This is a genomic window from Rhodococcus sp. NPDC056960, from assembly GCF_042674125.1.
Classification (GTDB): domain Bacteria; phylum Actinomycetota; class Actinomycetes; order Mycobacteriales; family Mycobacteriaceae; genus Rhodococcus_F.
This window is the reverse complement of record NZ_JBHURF010000012.1, coordinates 214,132-232,733: the sequence shown is the minus strand read 5'-3', so window position 1 is coordinate 232,733 and position 18,602 is coordinate 214,132. Positions and strand designations below refer to the sequence as shown.

At 57.9% G+C, this 18,602-nt stretch carries 17 protein-coding genes; 12 read left to right on the top strand and 5 right to left on the bottom strand.

Features of this window, described 5'->3' with window-relative positions; genetic code table 11:
• Positions 1–58: 58 nt before the first annotated feature.
• Together ACFTWF_RS20835 and ACFTWF_RS20830 are read right to left on the bottom strand one after the other, a co-directional pair.
• The gene (locus tag ACFTWF_RS20835) at positions 59–490 is read right to left on the bottom strand and encodes a nitroreductase family deazaflavin-dependent oxidoreductase (protein ID WP_378463069.1); all 432 of its coding nucleotides are present in this window, start codon (positions 488–490) and stop codon (positions 59–61) included.
• Positions 491–812: 322 nt separating this feature from the next.
• On the bottom strand, positions 813–1,307 hold the full coding sequence (locus tag ACFTWF_RS20830; RefSeq protein ID WP_378463117.1) for an SRPBCC family protein: 495 nt from the start codon (positions 1,305–1,307) through the stop codon (positions 813–815).
• Positions 1,308–1,640: 333 nt separating this feature from the next.
• Between ACFTWF_RS20830 and ACFTWF_RS20825 the strand changes: the two genes are divergently transcribed.
• Entirely contained in the window at positions 1,641–2,045 is a 405-nt protein-coding gene (locus ACFTWF_RS20825; protein ID WP_378463116.1) for a hypothetical protein, read from the top strand.
• A 109-nt stretch (positions 2,046–2,154) separates the two neighbouring features.
• Here the strand turns inward: ACFTWF_RS20825 and ACFTWF_RS20820 are convergent, their stop codons facing one another.
• A complete protein-coding gene (locus ACFTWF_RS20820) occupies positions 2,155–3,960 on the bottom strand; it encodes an MFS transporter (protein WP_378463068.1) in 1,806 nt (601 codons plus the stop codon).
• Between the two features lie 350 nt (positions 3,961–4,310).
• Here ACFTWF_RS20820 and ACFTWF_RS20815 point away from each other — a divergent pair, with 350 nt between their 5' ends.
• Positions 4,311–4,709 (top strand): hypothetical protein, encoded by a 399-nt coding sequence (locus ACFTWF_RS20815; RefSeq protein WP_378463067.1) that lies wholly within the window; start codon positions 4,311–4,313, stop codon positions 4,707–4,709.
• On the opposite strand, the gene ACFTWF_RS20810 is transcribed toward ACFTWF_RS20815, so the two are convergent.
• Positions 4,693–5,196, bottom strand: a complete 504-nt coding sequence (locus ACFTWF_RS20810) for a hypothetical protein (protein ID WP_378463066.1) — start codon at positions 5,194–5,196, stop codon at positions 4,693–4,695. The two genes, ACFTWF_RS20815 and ACFTWF_RS20810, sit on opposite strands and share 17 nt — an antisense overlap.
• Positions 5,197–5,911: 715 nt before the next feature.
• Here ACFTWF_RS20810 and ACFTWF_RS20805 point away from each other — a divergent pair.
• From ACFTWF_RS20805 to rfbA, 10 genes are all read left to right on the top strand, one after another.
• Complete coding sequence (locus tag ACFTWF_RS20805; protein WP_378463065.1) at positions 5,912–7,435, top strand: sugar transferase; 1,524 nt, start codon at positions 5,912–5,914, stop codon at positions 7,433–7,435.
• A 487-nt stretch (positions 7,436–7,922) separates the two neighbouring features.
• A complete protein-coding gene (locus tag ACFTWF_RS20800) occupies positions 7,923–8,558 on the top strand; it encodes a hypothetical protein (protein WP_378463064.1) in 636 nt (211 codons plus the stop codon).
• On the top strand, positions 8,548–9,588 hold the full coding sequence (locus ACFTWF_RS20795; RefSeq protein ID WP_378463063.1) for a polysaccharide pyruvyl transferase family protein: 1,041 nt from the start codon (positions 8,548–8,550) through the stop codon (positions 9,586–9,588). The genes ACFTWF_RS20800 and ACFTWF_RS20795 overlap by 11 nt, the downstream gene beginning before the upstream one ends.
• Complete coding sequence (locus ACFTWF_RS20790) at positions 9,585–11,039, top strand: lipopolysaccharide biosynthesis protein (protein WP_378463062.1); 1,455 nt, start codon at positions 9,585–9,587, stop codon at positions 11,037–11,039. Before ACFTWF_RS20795 ends, ACFTWF_RS20790 begins: the two co-directional genes overlap by 4 nt.
• Positions 11,036–12,166 carry a glycosyltransferase family 4 protein gene (locus ACFTWF_RS20785; protein WP_378463061.1) on the top strand — a complete coding sequence of 377 codons (1,131 nt, stop codon included), beginning with the start codon at positions 11,036–11,038 and terminating at the stop codon, positions 12,164–12,166. Before ACFTWF_RS20790 ends, ACFTWF_RS20785 begins: the two co-directional genes overlap by 4 nt.
• The gene (locus ACFTWF_RS20780; RefSeq protein WP_378463060.1) at positions 12,163–12,939 is read left to right on the top strand and encodes a WecB/TagA/CpsF family glycosyltransferase; all 777 of its coding nucleotides are present in this window, start codon (positions 12,163–12,165) and stop codon (positions 12,937–12,939) included. Before ACFTWF_RS20785 ends, ACFTWF_RS20780 begins: the two co-directional genes overlap by 4 nt.
• Positions 12,940–12,952: 13 nt before the next feature.
• On the top strand, positions 12,953–13,834 hold the full coding sequence (locus ACFTWF_RS20775) for a glycosyltransferase family 2 protein (RefSeq protein ID WP_378463115.1): 882 nt from the start codon (positions 12,953–12,955) through the stop codon (positions 13,832–13,834).
• Between the two features lie 75 nt (positions 13,835–13,909).
• Positions 13,910–14,905: a dTDP-glucose 4,6-dehydratase gene (gene rfbB, locus ACFTWF_RS20770; protein WP_378463059.1), complete on the top strand. Its 996-nt coding sequence runs from the start codon at positions 13,910–13,912 to the stop codon at positions 14,903–14,905.
• A gap of 2 nt (positions 14,906–14,907) precedes the next feature.
• Entirely contained in the window at positions 14,908–15,522 is a 615-nt protein-coding gene (locus ACFTWF_RS20765) for a dTDP-4-dehydrorhamnose 3,5-epimerase family protein (RefSeq protein ID WP_378463058.1), read from the top strand.
• A 24-nt stretch (positions 15,523–15,546) separates the two neighbouring features.
• Positions 15,547–16,449, top strand: a complete 903-nt coding sequence (gene rfbA / locus ACFTWF_RS20760; protein WP_378463057.1) for a glucose-1-phosphate thymidylyltransferase RfbA — start codon at positions 15,547–15,549, stop codon at positions 16,447–16,449.
• A 713-nt stretch (positions 16,450–17,162) separates the two neighbouring features.
• Here the strand turns inward: rfbA and ACFTWF_RS20755 are convergent.
• Positions 17,163–18,503 carry a hypothetical protein gene (locus ACFTWF_RS20755; protein WP_378463056.1) on the bottom strand — a complete coding sequence of 447 codons (1,341 nt, stop codon included), beginning with the start codon at positions 18,501–18,503 and terminating at the stop codon, positions 17,163–17,165.
• Between the last annotated feature and the right edge of the window lie 99 nt (positions 18,504–18,602).

The window sequence follows — 18,602 nt, the reverse complement described above, 5'->3', positions numbered from 1 at the left end:
AAGAGTGGATCCGGCTCACGATGCCGGACTGCAACCGAACCGTGTTCTGCCTGCGGTGTCAGCGTGTCGGTTCGAGCAGGACCAGGGGGATCTCGCGGTCCGTTTTCTTCTGGTAGTCGGCGTAGCCCTTGTAGGCGGACGTCACCTGCGGCCACAGCCGGGCCCGCTCCTCGGGGGTAGCCGTGTGGGCGCGCATCGACCGCGCGGGGGCGCCCTGCAGCGAGAGTTGGACCACCGGGTTGGCCTGCAGGTTGAGGTACCAGGCGGGATGGCGGTCGTCGCCACCCCGCGAGGCCACCACCACGAGGGTGTCGCCTTCGCGCACCGGCACGGTCAGCATGACGCTGTGCGCCTGCCCGGTCTTGCGGCCGACCGTGGTCAACTCCACCGCCGGCATCTTGCCGAAGCTCTTTCCGACCCGCCCGCCCGTGATGCGCAGGACGGCATGGTGCAGGGCATTCATGAACTTGAGTGACCGGTCCGAAGGCATGGTGTCAGCGTAACGAGGTCGGCGTCCGCACGAGGTGTCACGCGTTGACTCAGCGCTGATCTCGAGGGCCGAACCGTATGTGGAACCGGAGTCCGGGTGTACTTCACGATCGAGGCGGCGTTGCCGGGCAACAGGTTCAAGAGTTCCTCGCAGAGCATCCCGAAGCCCTGGCAAGACTGGAAGACCCATTGCCCGTCAGGGCGATTGACACCACTGCGGCCGGGTGCAACCACGGCCCGCCGTGATCCCCGACGTCGTCGCAGTCCCGCTGCCGTGGCGCTTCCGGTTTCGTGCCGGCGGCGGCCGGCACAGTCGGCGGCGTTCATCCTGCCGCGGCGTTACCCGGGTCCCAGGGGTGGGTGGTCCGGATGTCGGCATTGAAGTCCTCGATCCGACGCCGCAGGTTCAGTTCGGTGTGGCCGATGGCTTGGGCGGCGAAGGGTTCGAGGAGACGGCCGAGGGTTTTTCCGGTCAGTCCGCTCGGGGGTTGGTAGCTGAAGTCCACGGTTAGTTGGGTCTCGCAGATGCCCGTGGCGCTGAAGCGCCAGATCGACGTGTTCCTGAAGCCGTCAATCGAGTCGAGGGCGATCAGGCGGTTTCTTTCCCAGGCGGTGACTGTGAGGATCGAGTGAATGGTTTTGAAGCCGACCTGCATGGCGGCGTCGAAGGTGGCGCCGAGGCCGTGGTCGAGGGTGCCCGTGGGATCGAATCGATAGATGCCGAATGCCCAGCTGGGGACGTTGCGGTAGTTGCCGATGAAGTCGAATGCGACGTCGATCGGCACAATGGCGACCGCGCTGTGGTGAGTGTGCATCATCTGTCTGCCTTTCGGTGTGGTTGCACCGAAAAGCGGGGCTCGCGACACGACGCGCGGATCGACTGTTCGATCATTCGGTCGTCTGCTGAAACGCCTCGTCCGGGGCCCAGCACCATGGGGAGTGTGGTCTGCCGGATCGGCACATCCAAAGTCAGCGACCAGTTCGCCACTTAGCGTGGGCCCGTCTGAAATGGGCGAACTTGCCATCACTAAACATACTCAAGGTATGATATAGGCGCAATACAATACTCGTGGTTTTGGCCCGAGCGGGACAGGCGCCAGTCGCGAAAGGAGTGTTCCCGTCGAGTTGGTCACAGTGACAGGAACGGGATGATGTCGACGATTGCGAGCACCGGGTTGGTGGAGTCGGCGTCCGAGTGGTGCACGGAGGCCGAGATTCAGGTGCCGGTGCCGGTGCCGGCCGTGGCGAGTGGGCGAAACCTGACGCGGAGCGTCTTGTTCATCGGTAATCCGTCCACCGTCACCGAGGTGACGCACTGGGCCGCGGTGCGGCATTGGACGGTGGAGCAGGGGCTGAAGCCGGTCCGCGACTTCTCCGGCGACGTGCTGTGCGCGATCGTCACCGAGGCCGTTGCCCACGGGACGTGTTCCGGTTCGGACGCGGCGGTCGTGCAGCGGGTGCATGCCCGCGGTGTGGATTGTATTCAGGTCTGCGACATCGAGCCGTGGGGGACTGCTTGGTCGTCCGGAGTGCTTGCGCCTACGTCGGCTCCGTGACCACTCGCTGGGGCGGCGTTCATGAGCACGTTTGACCGGTCCGAAGGCATGGTTTCAGCGCGACGACGTCGGCGCCCGCACGAGGCTCGATGCGGGCGCCAGCGCCGAATTACCGCCGGTCGTGGACGAGTTCGCTCGGGCCGATTCCCGCCTCGCCGGCGATTCCGGCGAGTTCCGCGCCCACCGATTCGCGTGGTTCGTCGGCGGTCGGCTTCTTCTGCGGTCCGGTGAGCAGTGAGGCGATGCCGCCGATCACGCACGCGACGATGGCGAAGGCGAACGCCATGGCCAGGCCGTCGGCGAACGGTCCCGAGATCAGCTGCGGGAAGAAGTCCAGGCCGGTGAGGTGCGCCTGCTGCTGCTCGGTGAGCGAGGACAGTTGCGATCCGAGCAGTTCCTGGATCGGGTTGACGCCGAGGAACGCCGCGAACAGCACGGCGACGGCGGGCAGGTTCGCGATCTGGGTGGCCTGCGCGGCGGGGACCCCGTTGGCCATCAGCCCGTCGCTCATCGCCGACGGCAGATGGGTGCTGAGGCCGGCGATCATGAGGCTGAAGAAGAACCCGATCGACAGCACCATCGCCGCGTTCTGGAACGTCGTCATCATGCCCGCGCCGACGCCGCGCGCGTTGGCGGGCAGGCTGTTCATCACCTCGGCGCGGTTCGGGGCGGAGAACATGCCCATGCCGATGCCGTTGATCAGCAGGGTCACGGCGAATGCCCAGTAGTGGAAGTTCACCGGCAGTGCGATCAGCATTCCGAACGTGCCCGCGGTGATGAACATGCCGGCGCTCGTGAACCACTTGGTGCCGAATCGGTCGGAGATCACCCCGGCCACCGGTGCCGACAGCAGGAATCCGACGGTCATCGGCAGCATGTAGATGCCGGCCCACAGTGGGGTGCGGCTGTAGTCGAAGCCGTGCTGCGGCAGCCAGATGCCCTGGAGCCAGATGATCAGGATGAACTGCAGACCGCCGCGGCCCAGCGACGCCACCAGGTTCGCGATGTTGCCCCACGTGAACGACTTGATCTGGAACAGATGCAGGTTGAACAGGGGGTTCGCGACCTTCGTCTCGATGAGACAGAAGACCGCGAGAACGACGACGCCACCGATGAGGCACGACAGCACCATCGGGCTGCCCCATCCCATCGACGACGACCCGTACGGCTGGATTCCGTACGTGATGCCCACCAGCACGGCGATCAGTCCGACGGCGAACGTGATGTTGCCCCACCAGTCGATGTCGGCGTGCTGGCGAACACCGGTGTCGTGGAGTTTCAGGTAGGCCCAGATCGTGCCGACCACGCCGAACGGCACCGACACCAGGAAGATCAGATTCCAGTGGATCGGCGCGAGGATGCCGCCGATGAGCAGGCCGAGAAACGAGCCGGCGATCGCGGCGACACCATTGATGCCGAGCGCAAGGCCGCGCTGATCTGCGGGGAAGGCGTCGGTGAGGATCGCCGACGAGTTCGCCATCAGGAACGCTCCGCCGACACCCTGCACGACGCGCCACCCGATGAGCCACAGGGCCGCCTCGGAGCCGTCGAACCAGGTCACGGCCAGGAAGATCGAGGCGATCGTGAATACGGCGAAGCCCATGTTGTACATCCGGGCGCGCCCGTACATGTCGCCGAGGCGTCCGAAGCTCACCACCAGGACGGCGGTGACCACGAGGAAGCCCATCATCATCCACAGCAGGTAGCTGGTGTTGCCGGGTTCGAGCGGGTTGAGGTGGATGCCCTTGAAGATGTCGGGGAGTGCGATGAGCACGATGGACGAGTTGATCGTCGCGACCAGCATGCCGAGCGTGGTGTTCGACAACGCGATCCACTTGTAGTGGGGGCCGAGCGCGTCGAGTGTCCGGGGGCCGTCACCGTTCGACACGGGGGGTTCCTGCGTGTGCGAGACCAAGGAATTTCACCTCTCCGGTTTTCATAGTTTTCAAAAGTAAGTAATCGGAAAGCAAAGTGTTCTGTTGTCGTGTGTTCTTCGGGGTGGGCATCCGGCCGACCGTGACATCCCTGGATCGGGATTGCCCGGTTTGTCTGTTATATCACTGTCGCTCAATCGGTTCCGTCGAGCGTGGTCGATCAGGTTTGTGATGATACGCAGTCCCGATACACGGCGCAGCGCTGCGCCGACGGGGCCGATCGGCGGACAGGCGATTCGTCCGATTTTCGGCCCGATCGGGGGACAGGCGCCGAGTGAGATTCGCGACAGGATGAGTCCCATCGAGTTGGACCCACGAACGGAAGAGAGCGATGTCGACGATTGCGAGCACCGGGTTGGCCGAATTGGCGTCCGAGTGGTGCACGGAGGCGGAGATTCAGGTGCGGCCGGCCGTCGTCGCGAGCGGACGGAACCGGACACGGAGTGTGCTGTTCATCGGCAACCCGTCCACCGTCACCGAGGTGACGCACTGGGCCGCCGTGCGGCACTGGACGGTGGAGCAGGGGCTGAAACCGGTCCGCGACCTCCGCGGCGACGTGCTCTGCGCGATCGTCACCGAAGCAGTTGCCCACGGCACCGGTTCCGGTTCGGACGCGGCCGTCGTGCAGCGTGTGCGTGCCCGTGGGTTGGATTGCATCCCGGTCTACGACATAGAGCCGTGGGGGACGGCCCGGTTGTCCGGTGGGGTTCCGCCTACATCGGCTCCGTGAGCACCCGCTGAGCGGCGGGCCAGAACTCGAATCCCGCCGTCATCAACCCGCCGAGCCCGATGATGAGCACCGCGGCGTCGACGCTCGTGCGCCCCTCCTTGGCCCAGTAGACGTCTTCCAGATCCAGCAGCAACGCCAGTTCGTCGACGATAAGCGCGGTGCCGACGCCGTACGAGACCGCCGTCGTCGGGTGGCGGCGTTGCTTCTCCGATCCACGTACCGCCACCGCCCCGACCCCGGCCAGCGCCGCGATCCCCAGGTTGTAATGGTGGAAATGCTGGCCGTGCAGACTCATGCCGCCCCCGGACGGCCCGTGCCCACGCCTGATCCAGTGCGTCAACGCCCGCACCCCCGCAAACGTCAGCGTGAACGCCGCCCATGACAGCACCGCCGACTGCTCACTCGGATCAAGCTTTCTCCGCCACGCCGCACGCAGCCGGTGCCAGCGACTCGGGTGGAGTGCATCGTCGAGCGGGTGAGTGGTCACCGATCAATGGTGCCACTGACGTGGGTGCTCAATCGGGGAAACGAAGTGAACGTATTGCCCGCCCGTCGTTCATCGAAGGACGGGCTTTCCGGTTTAGTTGACGCTGCCGAAACTCAGTGCATGTAACAGTTCCGAGCCGAACGAGAAAATCATTCCCCACGGTGTATTCCAAATACTGTCTCGATCCACGTAAACACACTCCCGGTGGTTGTGATGATTCGGCGCCGATCGTAGAGCGATTTATCGGCTGCTCACGAACTCAGTGCCCCAATGTCATTCACACGAATGACACGGAACCGTCAACGGCAACGAGGCATTTGGGGCCGGTAGTCGCTTCAGTGGCGTGTCCGTGGGTGCATGAGCGTCTCTGCGTGCCGGCTCGACGAGGACGCAATCTTGATCTGACCCTCGAGTAGGGTTGCGCAAAATACCGGATCAATGTCGAGCACGCCAGGACTTTAGACCCTATCCGTGGTACACGGCGTGGTGTAGACCGTGTCATTCATTCGATCGATAGACCTGTGACCTGCGCAGTAACCTGTTCTCGCCGTTGAACTCTCGTTTCTGTGACTCTCACCACTCCGGTTGTAACGAAGTTGGTTGAAGGTGCGATCATCAACTCGGCAGCAATACAGGGGGGCGGTCGTCATCTACCGCCAACAGTCGCAAGACAGCAGCGCTTGCCGGCTTATTGGTACTCAGGTGGAAGGCACGAATGGTGACCGCATTCGATGTTCCGCTCGGCCCTGCCTCAGGCACGCCGGGTGCAACAACGGTCTCTACGGAGACAGGGCGACTCGGGAGTCGTCGAGAGTGGCAGGCGGCGTACATCCGTCGCCTGTTGATCTCCGACACCGTGGTGGTGATTGCTGCCGTGGCGTTGGCCCAGTGGATTCGCTTCGGCGACAGTGGTGTTCTAACGACCGGCGAAGCCATCCGCAGCCTGAGTTACACGCTGGTGTCGGCTCTGCTGGTAGTCGCGTGGCTGGTGACGCTGGTGATCTTCCGGACCCGCACCATCCGAGTCATCGGTAGCGGTCCCGACGAGTACCGCCGCATCTTCGTTTCGACGGTGCGGCTCTTCGGGTTCATTGCGATCCTGGCACTTCTCTTCAGGCTCGACCTGGCACGCCTCTACCTGGCGATTGCGTTCCCCGTGGGCTTGGTTGCCTTGATGGTGAACCGCTGGGTGTGGCGCAAAGTAGTCGCGCGCAAGCGCTTGCGTGGAGAGTTTCAGACCTCTGTCCTGGTCGTCGGTGGCGAACGATCGGTGCGAAGTCTTGCCGAATCCTTCGCCCGCGGCACTGCTGACGGCTACCGCGTTGTCGGCGTGTGCATCCCGGGACATACCGGTGCGCATGGCGACAAGATCACCGTGAACGGACGGGAGATCCCCGTGCTCGGTAGCGAGCGTGGCGTGATCGAGTCGCTCGAGTTCTGCCGGGCAGACACGGTGGCAGTCACAGCAACCGAGCACCTGGGTCACGATGGCATGCGGGACTTGGCGTGGGCGCTGGAACCTCACCATGTCGATCTTGTGGTCGCTCCGGGGATGATGGACGTCTCGGGTCCCAGGCTCTCGATGCGCCCCGTTGCCGGCCTCCCTCTGATCCACGTCGAGAAGCCGCAGTACCACGGTGCGCAGCGGTTCTCGAAGCTGTCCTTCGACTTCGTCTTCGCAACACTCGCGTTGATCCTGATCTCTCCGGTTCTGTTGGCAGTCGCCGTCGCGATCAAGCTAACGAGTAGAGGACCAGTCTTCTACAAGTCTGAGCGAATGGGACTGGACGGTAAGCCGTTCTCGATGCTCAAGTTCCGCAGCATGGTTGTCGATGCCGACAAGCAGGTGGCCTCGTTGATGAAGGTGAACGAGGGCGCTGGCGTGCTGTTCAAGATGCGTGAAGACCCGAGGGTGACCAAGGTCGGCCGGTTCATGCGCAAGTTCAGCATCGATGAGTTGCCCCAGTTCATCAACGTCCTTCGGCGGGAGATGAGCGTGGTCGGCCCGCGGCCGCCGTTGCGGCGAGAGGTCGAGGCCTACGACGGAACTGTAAGGCGCCGGCTGCTGGTCAAGCCGGGTGTCACCGGGCTGTGGCAGGTGAGTGGACGATCCGACCTGTCGTGGGAAGAGACTGTGCGACTAGACCTCTCGTATGTCGAGAACTGGTCGATGATGGGGGATTTGCTCATTATCGGGAAGACGGTAAGAGCAGTGGTTGCGAGCGATGGGGCGTACTGAGGATCAAGGCACTCAGATTCTATGCCCAATCATCTGTGTTAGTTGCGAATGAAGCGAACTCTCGTCAAATGTACCCGGAGATATGACTGTGGATAGCCGCGAGCCAATAAATGTAGTGTTCTTGAACAACTATCCCATGAGTGTCGCTTCGAAACTCATAGCCGATGGAAAGTACACAAGTCAGCACCTCTGGGGGATCCACGAGATAAGGGGACGAGTCGATTGTCTAATTCCTACTCGCTCCTTGGTGGGAGAAACTTCCCGGAATTTGCTGCGGCGCGCAAGAAGATGGATTCTTCCAGTAATCGGGGACGTGCTGCAGCAATTCTTTGCAATACGAAACTGTCATCCCGCACGAAGTGTAATTTACGCCGCTGATCAACAAACGCCTATCTTGTTGGGTTTACTGCGGCGATGGCAGGTTCTCCGCACTCCACTGGTAATCGTATCTCATAATGGGCCCCGAAATTGGTGGACTCGATACTGGATGGGCGGCGCAGATAGAATTCTTGTTCTAAGTAATGGTTCGGCGGCCAGGTTGAAATGCGAACTACCGCATAAGTCGGGAAACATCATCGTCATGCATTGGGGGCCACAGCTTAACTCGCCGATATACATCGACACAAGAACTGAAGCGGTTTACGACTTCGTGTCCGCGGGCAAAACAAATCGAAATTATAGCTGGTTACGCGAAAGGGCAATAGCCGAACGCGCGAACGGATTGATAATTCGAGATGAAGCGGTTGAGAGGTTCGCGGACGGTCAACATACTCTCGCCCCGAACCTGTTGGACTACGAAGAGACAGTGAATTATATGAAAAGCTCTCGGGTCATCGTAATACCGCTGGACGATCCCGAACGACTGTCTGGACTAACGGAAGCTGCTGATGCGATCGGTCTATCAAAGCCAATGCTTGTCTCAAACAGTGTGCTATTTCCCTTTGATGTAGAAGAATCGAAGGGCGGAGCCTGGCTAGACGTGGGCATTCCTTTAATGGAGAATATTAAGAAGGCCGAATCGAATATGTCCAACAAAGGCAGCGGGCTGGCGAAATTATACACGATTGATGTCTACGCCGAGGAGCTTCTAAACATATTTCGGGAGTGCGTTGATGTCCAGTAGATATTTCCTATACGGTGGCTGGGGTCACGATAATATCGGCGACGATCTGATACTTGATTCTTATATCGAATTTCTATCCACGCGCATAGGTGTCAGCGATCTCGTAATCGTGTCGGTAGATCCGGCGGAGACGCGCAGAAGGATGTCTTCTATGCGACACGCTGAAATCGACGTCAAGGTCGTCTCGGTCGTCTCCGCCCTTGCCTCCGCACGAAGCGATGACACCCTCCTTGTTTGCGGGGGTGGCTACATTAACGGTATCTGGCGGTATCAATGCAGTCGCAAGCTAATTCATATTCTGCTGCTGGCGCGACGGATATCGAATATTGGTGTCCATTCAGTTCAAATCTCCTCTGTAGACAAGAGAATTCACCGACTTCTCTGCGCAAAAATACTGCAGAAGGCTGATTGGGTAACGGTCCGCGATCAAGCGAGCGCCGAGGTTGTCAAACGACTGGGCGCTACGCAGGTCATCACAGAAGATGCAATTTCGATAAGCCGCGGCGACTCGTACCGCCCCTCGACCTCTGCTGATGCTGGCATCGTCGTCAACATGACCGACGTCCTACGTCGAGGTGACCATCACGAGGCCGAGTTCGATCTTGCTGAGTGGAGTGCGCTTGAGGACTATATTCGAGACTGCGGAATGAAATCTAGGATCAGAGTCCTCTGCGCCGCCGAATACGAGTACCGATATGCGGTGCGGAATTTCCCAAACGCTGACGTAATCTATTGCGACTCTGTAGATGAGACAATCTCAAATATCTCGTCAGCAAAACTTCTCATTGCAACTCGAATGCACCTGGCCCTCGCCGGCATTCGAGCTGGTATTCCCACGGTTGCGATTGCCTACAATGGCAAAGTTCGTCCCACACTAACGCACCTTGGCTTCGACAAGGCGATTTCAGAAGTTTCGAACATCCACAGAGTCGTTGAAGGCGGTACTCCGGCCTTCGTATGTCACGACTGGTCGGGGAGATTCGAGGGACATCGAACCAGCCTCGACAGTATGTTGCGGAAGATTAAATGAAGACTCTGTTTGCGCGAACCGCAGTGAGTGTCGGCGGCGGTGGCGTCGTTCTGATTCTACAGCTGATATCAGTTCCGATTGCTATCAGAGTGGCGGGGTTAGACGATTATGGTGTCTGGGTCGCTCTCTTTTCTGCTTCACAACTGATCGTGATGGTCGATCTGGGAGTTGGTGCAGCGTTAGTAAAGCGCGCTGGACTGGGAATAACTCGGACAACCTGGAGGCACGCAAACTACCTCTTTGTAACCGTCGGGTTGGTGTGCGCGTTCGCGATATTGTACATCTTCTCAAACCCGCTAGAGAATTTATCGCATACGCTCGATAGCGCACGCGAATACGAACTTTTGATCTTGATGGCCTGCGCGTCGACACTGTGTGCATTCGTTGGGCGGGCTGCTTCGAGCATAGTAATTGGTTGGGGCCGATTCGACATGGATCGAGGCCTTTCAATCATTTCGAGTCTGGCCAGGTTCGCCGTCATTCTACTTGCGTTGTCTTTGGATCTAGGCGTAGTGCTGGTCGCTATTTCCGATCTGCTGTTCGTGTCAATTCCCGCCGTGGGTGCTCAAGTATATGTTAGAACGCAGATCGCACAGAGAGCGGTCCAGGGTCAGAGGTTCGAGGAAAAGTTTCTTGGTCTGCTTAAGGATAGTGGCCCGTTCTTTCTCTTGTCACTAACTGGGTCAGGTGCTCTTCAAATCCAACCTGTGCTCGTTGCAGCACTGAGTGACCCCACGCAGACGGGCCTATTTGCAATCGCCTATCGAATTCTTATGGCTGGTCGCCAGGCTCTTACCTGGGTTTGGACACCTTCATTCACTTCGTTTATCGATGAAGTCCGAGACGAAGGTCGCATTTCGATTGAAAACCTAAAGTCAAGCTACGTTCTGCACGGATTACTGGTAATTCTACTTCTGATCCCGATTGCCGTCTTTAGGGAAGACTTAATTGCGATATGGTTAGCGATGGACGTTGAAGCAAGCTACCCGGCTATTATCTATGTTTGTGCCTTTCTGGCAGCGATGTGTCTGTATATGCCGGTGGTTGCAGCAGTAAACGCTATTGGTATGCAGAAGAGGCTGGTCGTAACTCAGACTGTATGGTTCCTGCTGGTGCTTGGTCTCAGTGTCGTATCGATCCGGCATTTCGGGGCTTCGGGCGCAGGACTCGCACTGCTAACCGCAACGTTTGTTATGTCGCCGGCATATTTGTGGCAATGCGGCATTCTGACGCAAATTAGCGGAAGGAATCTGGCGTTGCGGCTGCTTACTGCGGAGATAATTTCCGTGGGCTTTGCTTTAGCTGTCCTGCAATTTGCAATCCACCTCTCCTCGTCGATCCTCGTCAGGCTTGCAATTTGCGTAATCTTTTATTCTATTCCTGTTGCTTTTCTGAGTTTCAAGATGATTAGCACGATCAAGAATTTAGAGAAAGTGGCGGTTCAGAAATGAAGCTGCACTATGTCACCACGTATGAACCCAGTCATGAAACTCTGGGTGGAGCTTCGTGGGTGGACCGGCATATCATCTCCACTTTCGCTAGCCAATTTGATGTGGCGATATCGTCGGTGTCAAACAAGGACGGTTCGGATGGCCACGTTAAGTTGGAGGTTCGAGGGGATAAATCAGCTGCTGCCAGGACAATTCTCCGGATGATCCGACATTCGGAACCGTATTTCTCGGCAAAGTTGCGTAGTGATCGGAATTGGAATGGTCGTGGCCGGGATATATCGTCTCGGATCGTAGGCGAGCCTTCAATTGTTGTTACCAGTCAGCTTCCAGCTCTCCTTCTTCTGCTAGATCATGGGATAAAAGTTGATCTTCATATTGCGCACAATGTCGACGCTGTCCTAGCGAGAGAATACGACCCCCTTCCATTTCGAATCCTGCGGAATTCTTTGCGCACGGAGGCGATGGAGAAGAATGTACTTCGACTGCCGACATCGGTGGCAGCATTATCGATTCGAGATGTGGAGAGACTCCGGTCGTGGGGGATTGAATCCAGCCATTGGAAGCTTGCCGGTGGCAGTACGACCTCGACGCGCCGTACGGGTCGAATCGGGTTTCTAGGTAAGGGGACCTGGCCTCCAAATATTGCGGCAATCGACTACTTGACGGAGCGCGTAATGCCCCTAGTGAAGAACGCCATGGGTGAGGCTGCACCCACCGTCGTGGTTGGCGGACGCGGTACATCCCGGTGGGATAGCTATCCCGGGGTCGAAGTTGTTGGCGAGGTCGAGTCGGCAGCAGATTTCTACGGCAGCGTTGACGTCGTTGTTGTGCCACGTATGGGATCAGCAACGGGAATCTCGGTAAAGATGCTTGAAGCTATCAGTAGCGGTGTACCAGTCATAGTGCCTGAGCAGTTGGCGGCGGACGCTGGTCTAGAGAACGGCTACTACGCTGCCGGTTCCGCCGAGGAGACTGCCGATCGCATTGTCCGCTACTACACCGCCGATCCCGGCGTAACCGTTCGTGATTACGTGGAGGAGCGCGGAGTGGAAACTGGACTTCCTGAATGTGTTGCTCAACTGCTCCTGGATCGTGACCGTGGGCCGCTGACTGGGGATGAGCGATGAGTGGATATAGCGTTTCTGATCTCCTGCACCAGCAGTCTGGTCGCTGTATTCAATCGGACTCTCAACTGATTGAATTGGTCGCGAGCAGTGAGGCAACACGAATTCAGACGGTCAACCTGCATCACCTGTCACTCTGTGAATCGTCGACGGAGTTTGAGCGCTCGTTCCTTAGCGCCAATTTCATCACGGCTGATGGTTGGCCCGTTGTGAAAGCCCTTGGCTGGATGGGGCTCAAAGTTGAGCGCGTGACGGGTGCCTCGTTCGTTGAGCATCTGACCTACGCGCCGATTCTGGAAGATCTTCCGCTGGGTTTGCTGGGAGCGACCACGCAGGCTGGTGATCGATGGTCTGCCATGCTGAGCGACGCGAACAAACGATTGGTCTTTCGCGACCATGGCCACCACACAAGTTGGTCAGCCAAAGATATCGTGAGGGCCGCACAGCAAGCGGGTGTTCGGCTCTTACTCGTGGCAGTAACGCCGCCAGTGGGCGACAATCTTGCCAGAGAAATCCTCGCTGCAGGATATTCCGGAGTTATCATCTCGGTAGGCGGCGCGATCGACATGGTTACAGGAATACGACCGCGGGCCCCGAAGCACGTTCAGCTTCTTGGCCTTGAATGGGCGCATAGACTAATTTCTGACCCACGGAGACTTTTCCGTAGGTACTTTATAGAGTGCGTCCCTGTCCTGTTAAAGTTGTCCCCACTTGCCGCCATCCACTATGTTCAGCGAGCGCGTTACAAAAAGGGAAGCGGCGTGCGAAGTGGTTAACTCGTTGAGTGAAGTGTCAGTTCTCATCGTAAATTATAAATCGCACAGTTATGTCAGTCGACTAATTGATTCACTGCCGCCGGGGCTGTCGGTGGTGATTGTCGATAATTATTCGGACGATTCCGAGCGGCAACACATTGATGGCATGGCCTGTCAGAATATTCGGGTTATGCACAGCCTCAATGATGGTTTCGCGGCTGGGGTCAATGCCGGGTTGTCCAGCATCGACCCGGGTCAATGGATCCTCCTTGTCAATCCCGATGTGATTTTCGCTTCTGGCGCTGTCGAAGTCTTGTTCGCGAATGCAATAGATAACGATCTTGATCTAGCGGTCCCGTGTATTCTTCAAGGCGGTAGCGAGAAGGTTTGGTTCTCGGGTGGCCGAGTTCGTGGCCGCGACCTGTCAGTCGTTCATGACGGTTATGGAAAACGGGTCATTAATTCCGACGCCGTGACCGCGACAACCTTCGTATCGGGTTGTGTGGTCCTGTTCAGACCTTCTGCCAGAAGTGTTGTATTGCCACTTGAAGAGTCACTTTTCATGTACTACGAGGACGTCCTGATGAGTTTCTCTGCAAATCGACAGGGGCTTGTCTCCGCGGTTGTTAATTCCTCTCGTGCGTATCACGCAGCGGGTGCGAGTTCAAGGCAGAACGACACGGGAAATTCTTCTCTATACTATTACTACCAAAGCAGGAACCGAATATTGGCTGCTCGATCGATTTCTCGTACTATGGGCATACGCGCGGAGTTGATGACTCCATACTGCGTTCTCAATCTCGTGTTACGGATCGTGAGAAGGGAACGCGGATCTTTGGCAAAGATGCGTGCGGTTGGTATCGGTGCTTGGGATGGCCTGAGGGGCAAGTCGGGTAGAAGCGCCCGAAGATTATGATCAGTTCGATTTCGTTTATCGGTTGCGTTTGCTGAGTATAGATGGTTAGTTGTCAAAATTGATTTGGGAGTTTTTGTGCGGGTTCTTGTGACTGGCGGGGCGGGTTTCATCGGATCGAACTTCGTGCGCGCGACTTTGGGCCGTGGAGTCGATGTTGAGGTTACGGTCCTCGATTACTTGACCTATGCCGGTTCGCGATCTTCACTGTTCGCGCTTGAAGATCAATTCAAGTTCGTAGAGGGCGACATTGCCGATGCCGATCTAGTGAATCACCTCGTTTCTGAAGCAGATTCGGTGGTGCACTTCGCTGCAGAATCTCACAACGACAACTCGTTGGCCGATCCGTCGCCGTTCCTGCGCACCAATATCATCGGTACTTACACGTTGCTGCAGGCTGTGCGTACGTATGGCGTCCGCTATCACCATGTGTCGACTGACGAGGTATATGGCGATCTCGCGTTGGACGATCCTGCAAAATTTACTGAGTACACGCCTTACAACCCGTCTAGCCCATACTCGGCAACTAAGGCGGCGTCAGACATGCTCGTCCGCGCTTGGGTGCGGTCATTTGGGGTGCGAGCTACATTGTCGAATTGCTCCAACAACTATGGTCCCTACCAGCACATCGAGAAGTTCATTCCCCGTCAGATCACCAACGTGCTAACTGGCGTTCGACCCAAGCTGTATGGCGCGGGGAAGAACGTGCGTGACTGGATTCACGTCGAAGATCACAACTCCGCCTTGTGGCGCGTTCTTGAGTCGGGTGAGATCGGACGTACCTATCTCATTGGTTCTGATGGCGAACTCGACAACTTGACGGTGGTTCGGTTGATCCTGGAGCTGATGGACAAAGATCCGAACGAATTTGACCATGTCACCGACAGAGCTGGCCATGACCTCAGGTACGCCATCGATTCGTCGATGTTGCGCGATGAGTTTGGGTGGCAGCCGCACTACACCAGCTTTCGGGAAGGCCTGCGATCCACGATCGACTGGTACCGAGACAACCGGGCGTGGTGGGAGAACGAGAAGGCCGCTGTCGAGGCTCGATACCAAGCACAGAAGGTGTGAATATGGACATTCGACAGCTCAAGGTTGCGGGCTCTTGGGAGATCACACCAAAGCAATTAGGCGACACTCGTGGCGTCTTCTTGGAATGGTTCAAGGAGTCGCCCTTCGTCGAGGCAGTTGGGCAGCCGTTGAGACTAGCTCAGGCAAACTGCTCGGTGTCGGCAGCCGGAGTGCTGAGAGGCATCCATTTCGCTGATGTACCTCCGGGACAGGCGAAGTATGTCACCTGTATCCGCGGAGCCGTGTTAGATGTTGTTGTCGACTTACGCGTCGGTTCTCCGACCTTCGGCCTATGGGACTCAGTCCTTCTCGATGATGTGGACCGCCGGGCAATCTATCTCTCAGAGGGTCTAGGCCATGCGTTCCTTTCCCTCGAGGATGACTCATCGGTGGTCTATTTGTGCTCCGAGGGGTATTCGCCGGGGAGTGAGCACGGAATCAGCCCATTCGATCTTGAGGTCGGTATTGACTGGCCGACGGTGTCGCGATCTGGGACCCGAGTCGATCTGATCCTTTCCGAAAAGGACTCGACAGCACCATCACTGATGGAAGCCAAGGAGGCAGGGCTTCTGCCTCGCTACGAGGATGTTAGGGAGTGGATCAGTGGTAGTGACTGACAAAAAAGGGACAGGAACTTCCTCATGAAGGGGATCATCCTGGCGGGGGGTACGGGAACCCGCCTGCATCCGATCACCATCGGTGTCAGCAAGCAACTCGTACCTGTGTATGACAAGCCGATGATCTACTATCCCCTGACCACTCTTATGCTTGCGGGAATCCGCGACATCCTCGTAATCACAACGCCGCACGACGCCGATCAATTTCAGCGGCTGCTCTGTGACGGTTCCCAGTTTGGCGTGAACATTACCTATACCGTGCAACACGAACCCAACGGTCTTGCACAGGCTTTCGTCCTAGGCCAGGACCACGTCGGACACGACTCCGCAGCACTCGTCCTAGGCGACAATATCTTCTACGGCGCCGGCCTGGGGAACCAACTGCGTAGATTCGAGCATCTGGATGGTGGGTCCATTTTTGCCTACCGGGTTGCTGATCCGTCCGCCTATGGCGTTGTCCAATTTGACGATCATGGACGCGCGCTGTCTCTAGAGGAGAAGCCTGCGACCCCCAAATCGAATTTTGCGGTGCCGGGGCTGTACTTCTACGACAACGATGTCGTTGCGATCGCTAAAGAACTTCGTCCGTCGGACCGCGGAGAGTACGAGATCACGGATGTCAACCGGGCATACCTTGAGCACGGACGCCTTAACGTCGAGGTCCTTCCGCGGGGAACCGCGTGGCTTGATACTGGTACGTTCGATTCACTCCTTGAGGCGTCGAATTACGTCCGCACTATCGAGGAACGCCAAGGATTGAAGATCGGTGCCCCCGAAGAAGTCGCGTGGCGACAGGGTTTCATCACTGACGATGAATTGAGAACTCGGGCAGAGAGGTTGGTGAAGTCGGGATATGGAAACTACCTGCTGAATCTTCTCAACGCTGCGTCACCCATGACGTTAGGAGCCGACGGCTTGGGCAATTGAGTGTGAAGGGGGAGCCGGTTCAAATCATGCTGGCCGTGCGGCGTTCAGGTGCGTCCTGCGTGGGCTGCGGTGTGGCGGTGGTTACTTCGTAAAGCGCCGAGGCATGAGTGTCGAGCCCTGTCCCATTCTATTCGATCACGCTCGGAGGTGGAGACCCACGGCAGCGAGGGTGCCGGCTAGATCGTGCACTTCATGGCTTCTCGGAGGTAAGTTGTTCAGTCCAATTTTGCTTAATGGGCATGAGGGCGCGACCCAGTTCGGCGCCATCCAGGACAATTCCGCGGTCACAAGTGGGTAGTCGTACGCGAGTGCAGCGCACATGAGGAGCGCTGTCTGTCTGCCTACCCGTCAGGGTCCTAGGAGGCTGAGCCGCGTTGGTCTTCATTGGAGCTAGTCCTTCGCGCATGGGCTAGCGCAGTTCGATCGCGTCCCTGATCGAGCCATCGTTGCTCTGCCCTGCACGATCGCGACAGCAGTTTGCTCGGCGTCGCTGTTGCAGACACAGTCGGACTCAACACATCATCGATTGGACGGTCGTGGTGATGTCATCCTGCCGGTGGCTGTCACTTGGAGGGCCAGCGAAGGCATCGACAATCAGATTGCGCGAGGGCGCCTCGTTCGTAGTGGGCCGCTGTTGGCCCTTGCAATCAGATTTGTACTCGCAACGGTGGTCAGCGGCGTCAAAGGAATGTTGCAACCAACTCGTACACCGCCTACAGCGCAGTCTGGGCTCGGGGTTCGCATTCCGGCTGCTGTGGCTGCTTGATAGAACCATCGGTCACGGGTTTCTCGGGCGGATCCGCCATTTCAGTTACGGCGACACCGGCCGCGAATAGCACAAATACTTGCCACTGAGTGAGAAGCGCCGCAGTAAGTAATACCGGAATCTGCGCAACGAGGGCGATGGCAGCGGGAGCGGTAGCAACACGGCTGATTACTCGCCACGACAGCACGATCAGAAGAATTACGAGGATCAGTGCAGGTATCCATCCGAATCTCAGTGCGATCAGAAGTGGTGCGTTGTCCACAGTTGTGATGCCCGAGTATGAGGTCTTTTGGGTAATCGGGTTGTACACAGTTCCGTCTGCAAGCCCGATGGGGTTAAGTGTCTCGACAGTTCGAGCGAATGTCAGCCCCCTGTACGCATCGGAGCCGTTCAACTGGTTACCAGCAGTCTCGTCTGCTTGAAGTGCATCGACGGTGTACCAGTAAGCGACGCCGACGACTGCAAGGCCTGCCATGGGGAGCGTCTTGAACCTGATTCGGTGGCTCGCGAATATGTTTAGGAGCATTGACAACCCGAATGCGAGCATTGGGCCTCTGCTGAAAGTTGCAAGGGTGCCGAGCGCAAGAATTACGAGGCATAGACCTCGAAACCTTCTGAGTTGCATTACGAAAGGCACCGATAACGCCAGTGTAGCTCCAAGTGCGATCGCGTGACCAAAGGAAGCCTCTGAACGCTCATAGCTCCCGCGGGTCTGAATCGAGGCCCAGTAGTCGACTGCGGAGGAAGACTCGAACACGTGTAGGCCAAACGCAAACTCGAGAATCGACCAAAGCCCACACCCAACTCCGACGACCGCGACGATAGCATTTGCGCTTCTCCCCGCTAGTCGCCCGAGGAGGTATGCGACGAGCCAAATGACGATCACGTCACGGGTAGCGTAAAGCGGTGTCTCGAAGAACCTCGTCGTGATGATCGCAGTGATGGCGAACAGACAGAACCATAGGTCAGCCTTGGCGAACGCTGTGGCGCGGTTCGCTGACAGGAGAATGACCACCGCGAGCGGGATCCCGACTATTGTGGCGACACCGATTTCAAGGCCTACTCGGATTGTCCACCATGACGGGATCACGGCGACGAGGACCATCCAAAGCCCAACGCCGAGCGTCGGCTTCCTCCACAGAAAGGCGAGGGCGATCGCTGCTGCGCAAAGCGCGGCTAGGGCAGCTGCCTGCGAGACAAGATAACCGGTGATTAATCCTGCAGAGATAATGAGTGCGGACAAGCCAACGTTCCCCTTTGTGGCCTTGCCTCCAGTGCCGGCTGTCATCGGTCCCGCCCCACGTCTTTCGAATCTCTGTGTTGAAGGCCGTACCACTTATTGTGGCGGGCGTGCACCCTGCGATGCCGGTGGAGGAACGCTGAGTAC

Coding starts and splice junctions, on each gene's coding strand:
- ACFTWF_RS20835 (WP_378463069.1), bottom strand. CDS start 490: ATGCCTTCGGACCGGTCACTCAAGTTCATGAATGCCCTGCACCATGCC.
- ACFTWF_RS20830 (WP_378463117.1), bottom strand. CDS start 1,307: ATGATGCACACTCACCACAGCGCGGTCGCCATTGTGCCGATCGACGTC.
- ACFTWF_RS20825 (WP_378463116.1), top strand. CDS start 1,641: ATGTCGACGATTGCGAGCACCGGGTTGGTGGAGTCGGCGTCCGAGTGG.
- ACFTWF_RS20815 (WP_378463067.1), top strand. CDS start 4,311: ATGTCGACGATTGCGAGCACCGGGTTGGCCGAATTGGCGTCCGAGTGG.
- ACFTWF_RS20805 (WP_378463065.1), top strand. CDS start 5,912: ATGGTGACCGCATTCGATGTTCCGCTCGGCCCTGCCTCAGGCACGCCG.
- ACFTWF_RS20800 (WP_378463064.1), top strand. CDS start 7,923: ATGGGCGGCGCAGATAGAATTCTTGTTCTAAGTAATGGTTCGGCGGCC.
- ACFTWF_RS20795 (WP_378463063.1), top strand. CDS start 8,548: ATGTCCAGTAGATATTTCCTATACGGTGGCTGGGGTCACGATAATATC.
- ACFTWF_RS20790 (WP_378463062.1), top strand. CDS start 9,585: ATGAAGACTCTGTTTGCGCGAACCGCAGTGAGTGTCGGCGGCGGTGGC.
- ACFTWF_RS20785 (WP_378463061.1), top strand. CDS start 11,036: ATGAAGCTGCACTATGTCACCACGTATGAACCCAGTCATGAAACTCTG.
- ACFTWF_RS20780 (WP_378463060.1), top strand. CDS start 12,163: ATGAGTGGATATAGCGTTTCTGATCTCCTGCACCAGCAGTCTGGTCGC.
- ACFTWF_RS20765 (WP_378463058.1), top strand. CDS start 14,908: ATGGACATTCGACAGCTCAAGGTTGCGGGCTCTTGGGAGATCACACCA.
- rfbA (WP_378463057.1), top strand. CDS start 15,547: ATGAAGGGGATCATCCTGGCGGGGGGTACGGGAACCCGCCTGCATCCG.
- ACFTWF_RS20755 (WP_378463056.1), bottom strand. CDS start 18,503: ATGACAGCCGGCACTGGAGGCAAGGCCACAAAGGGGAACGTTGGCTTG.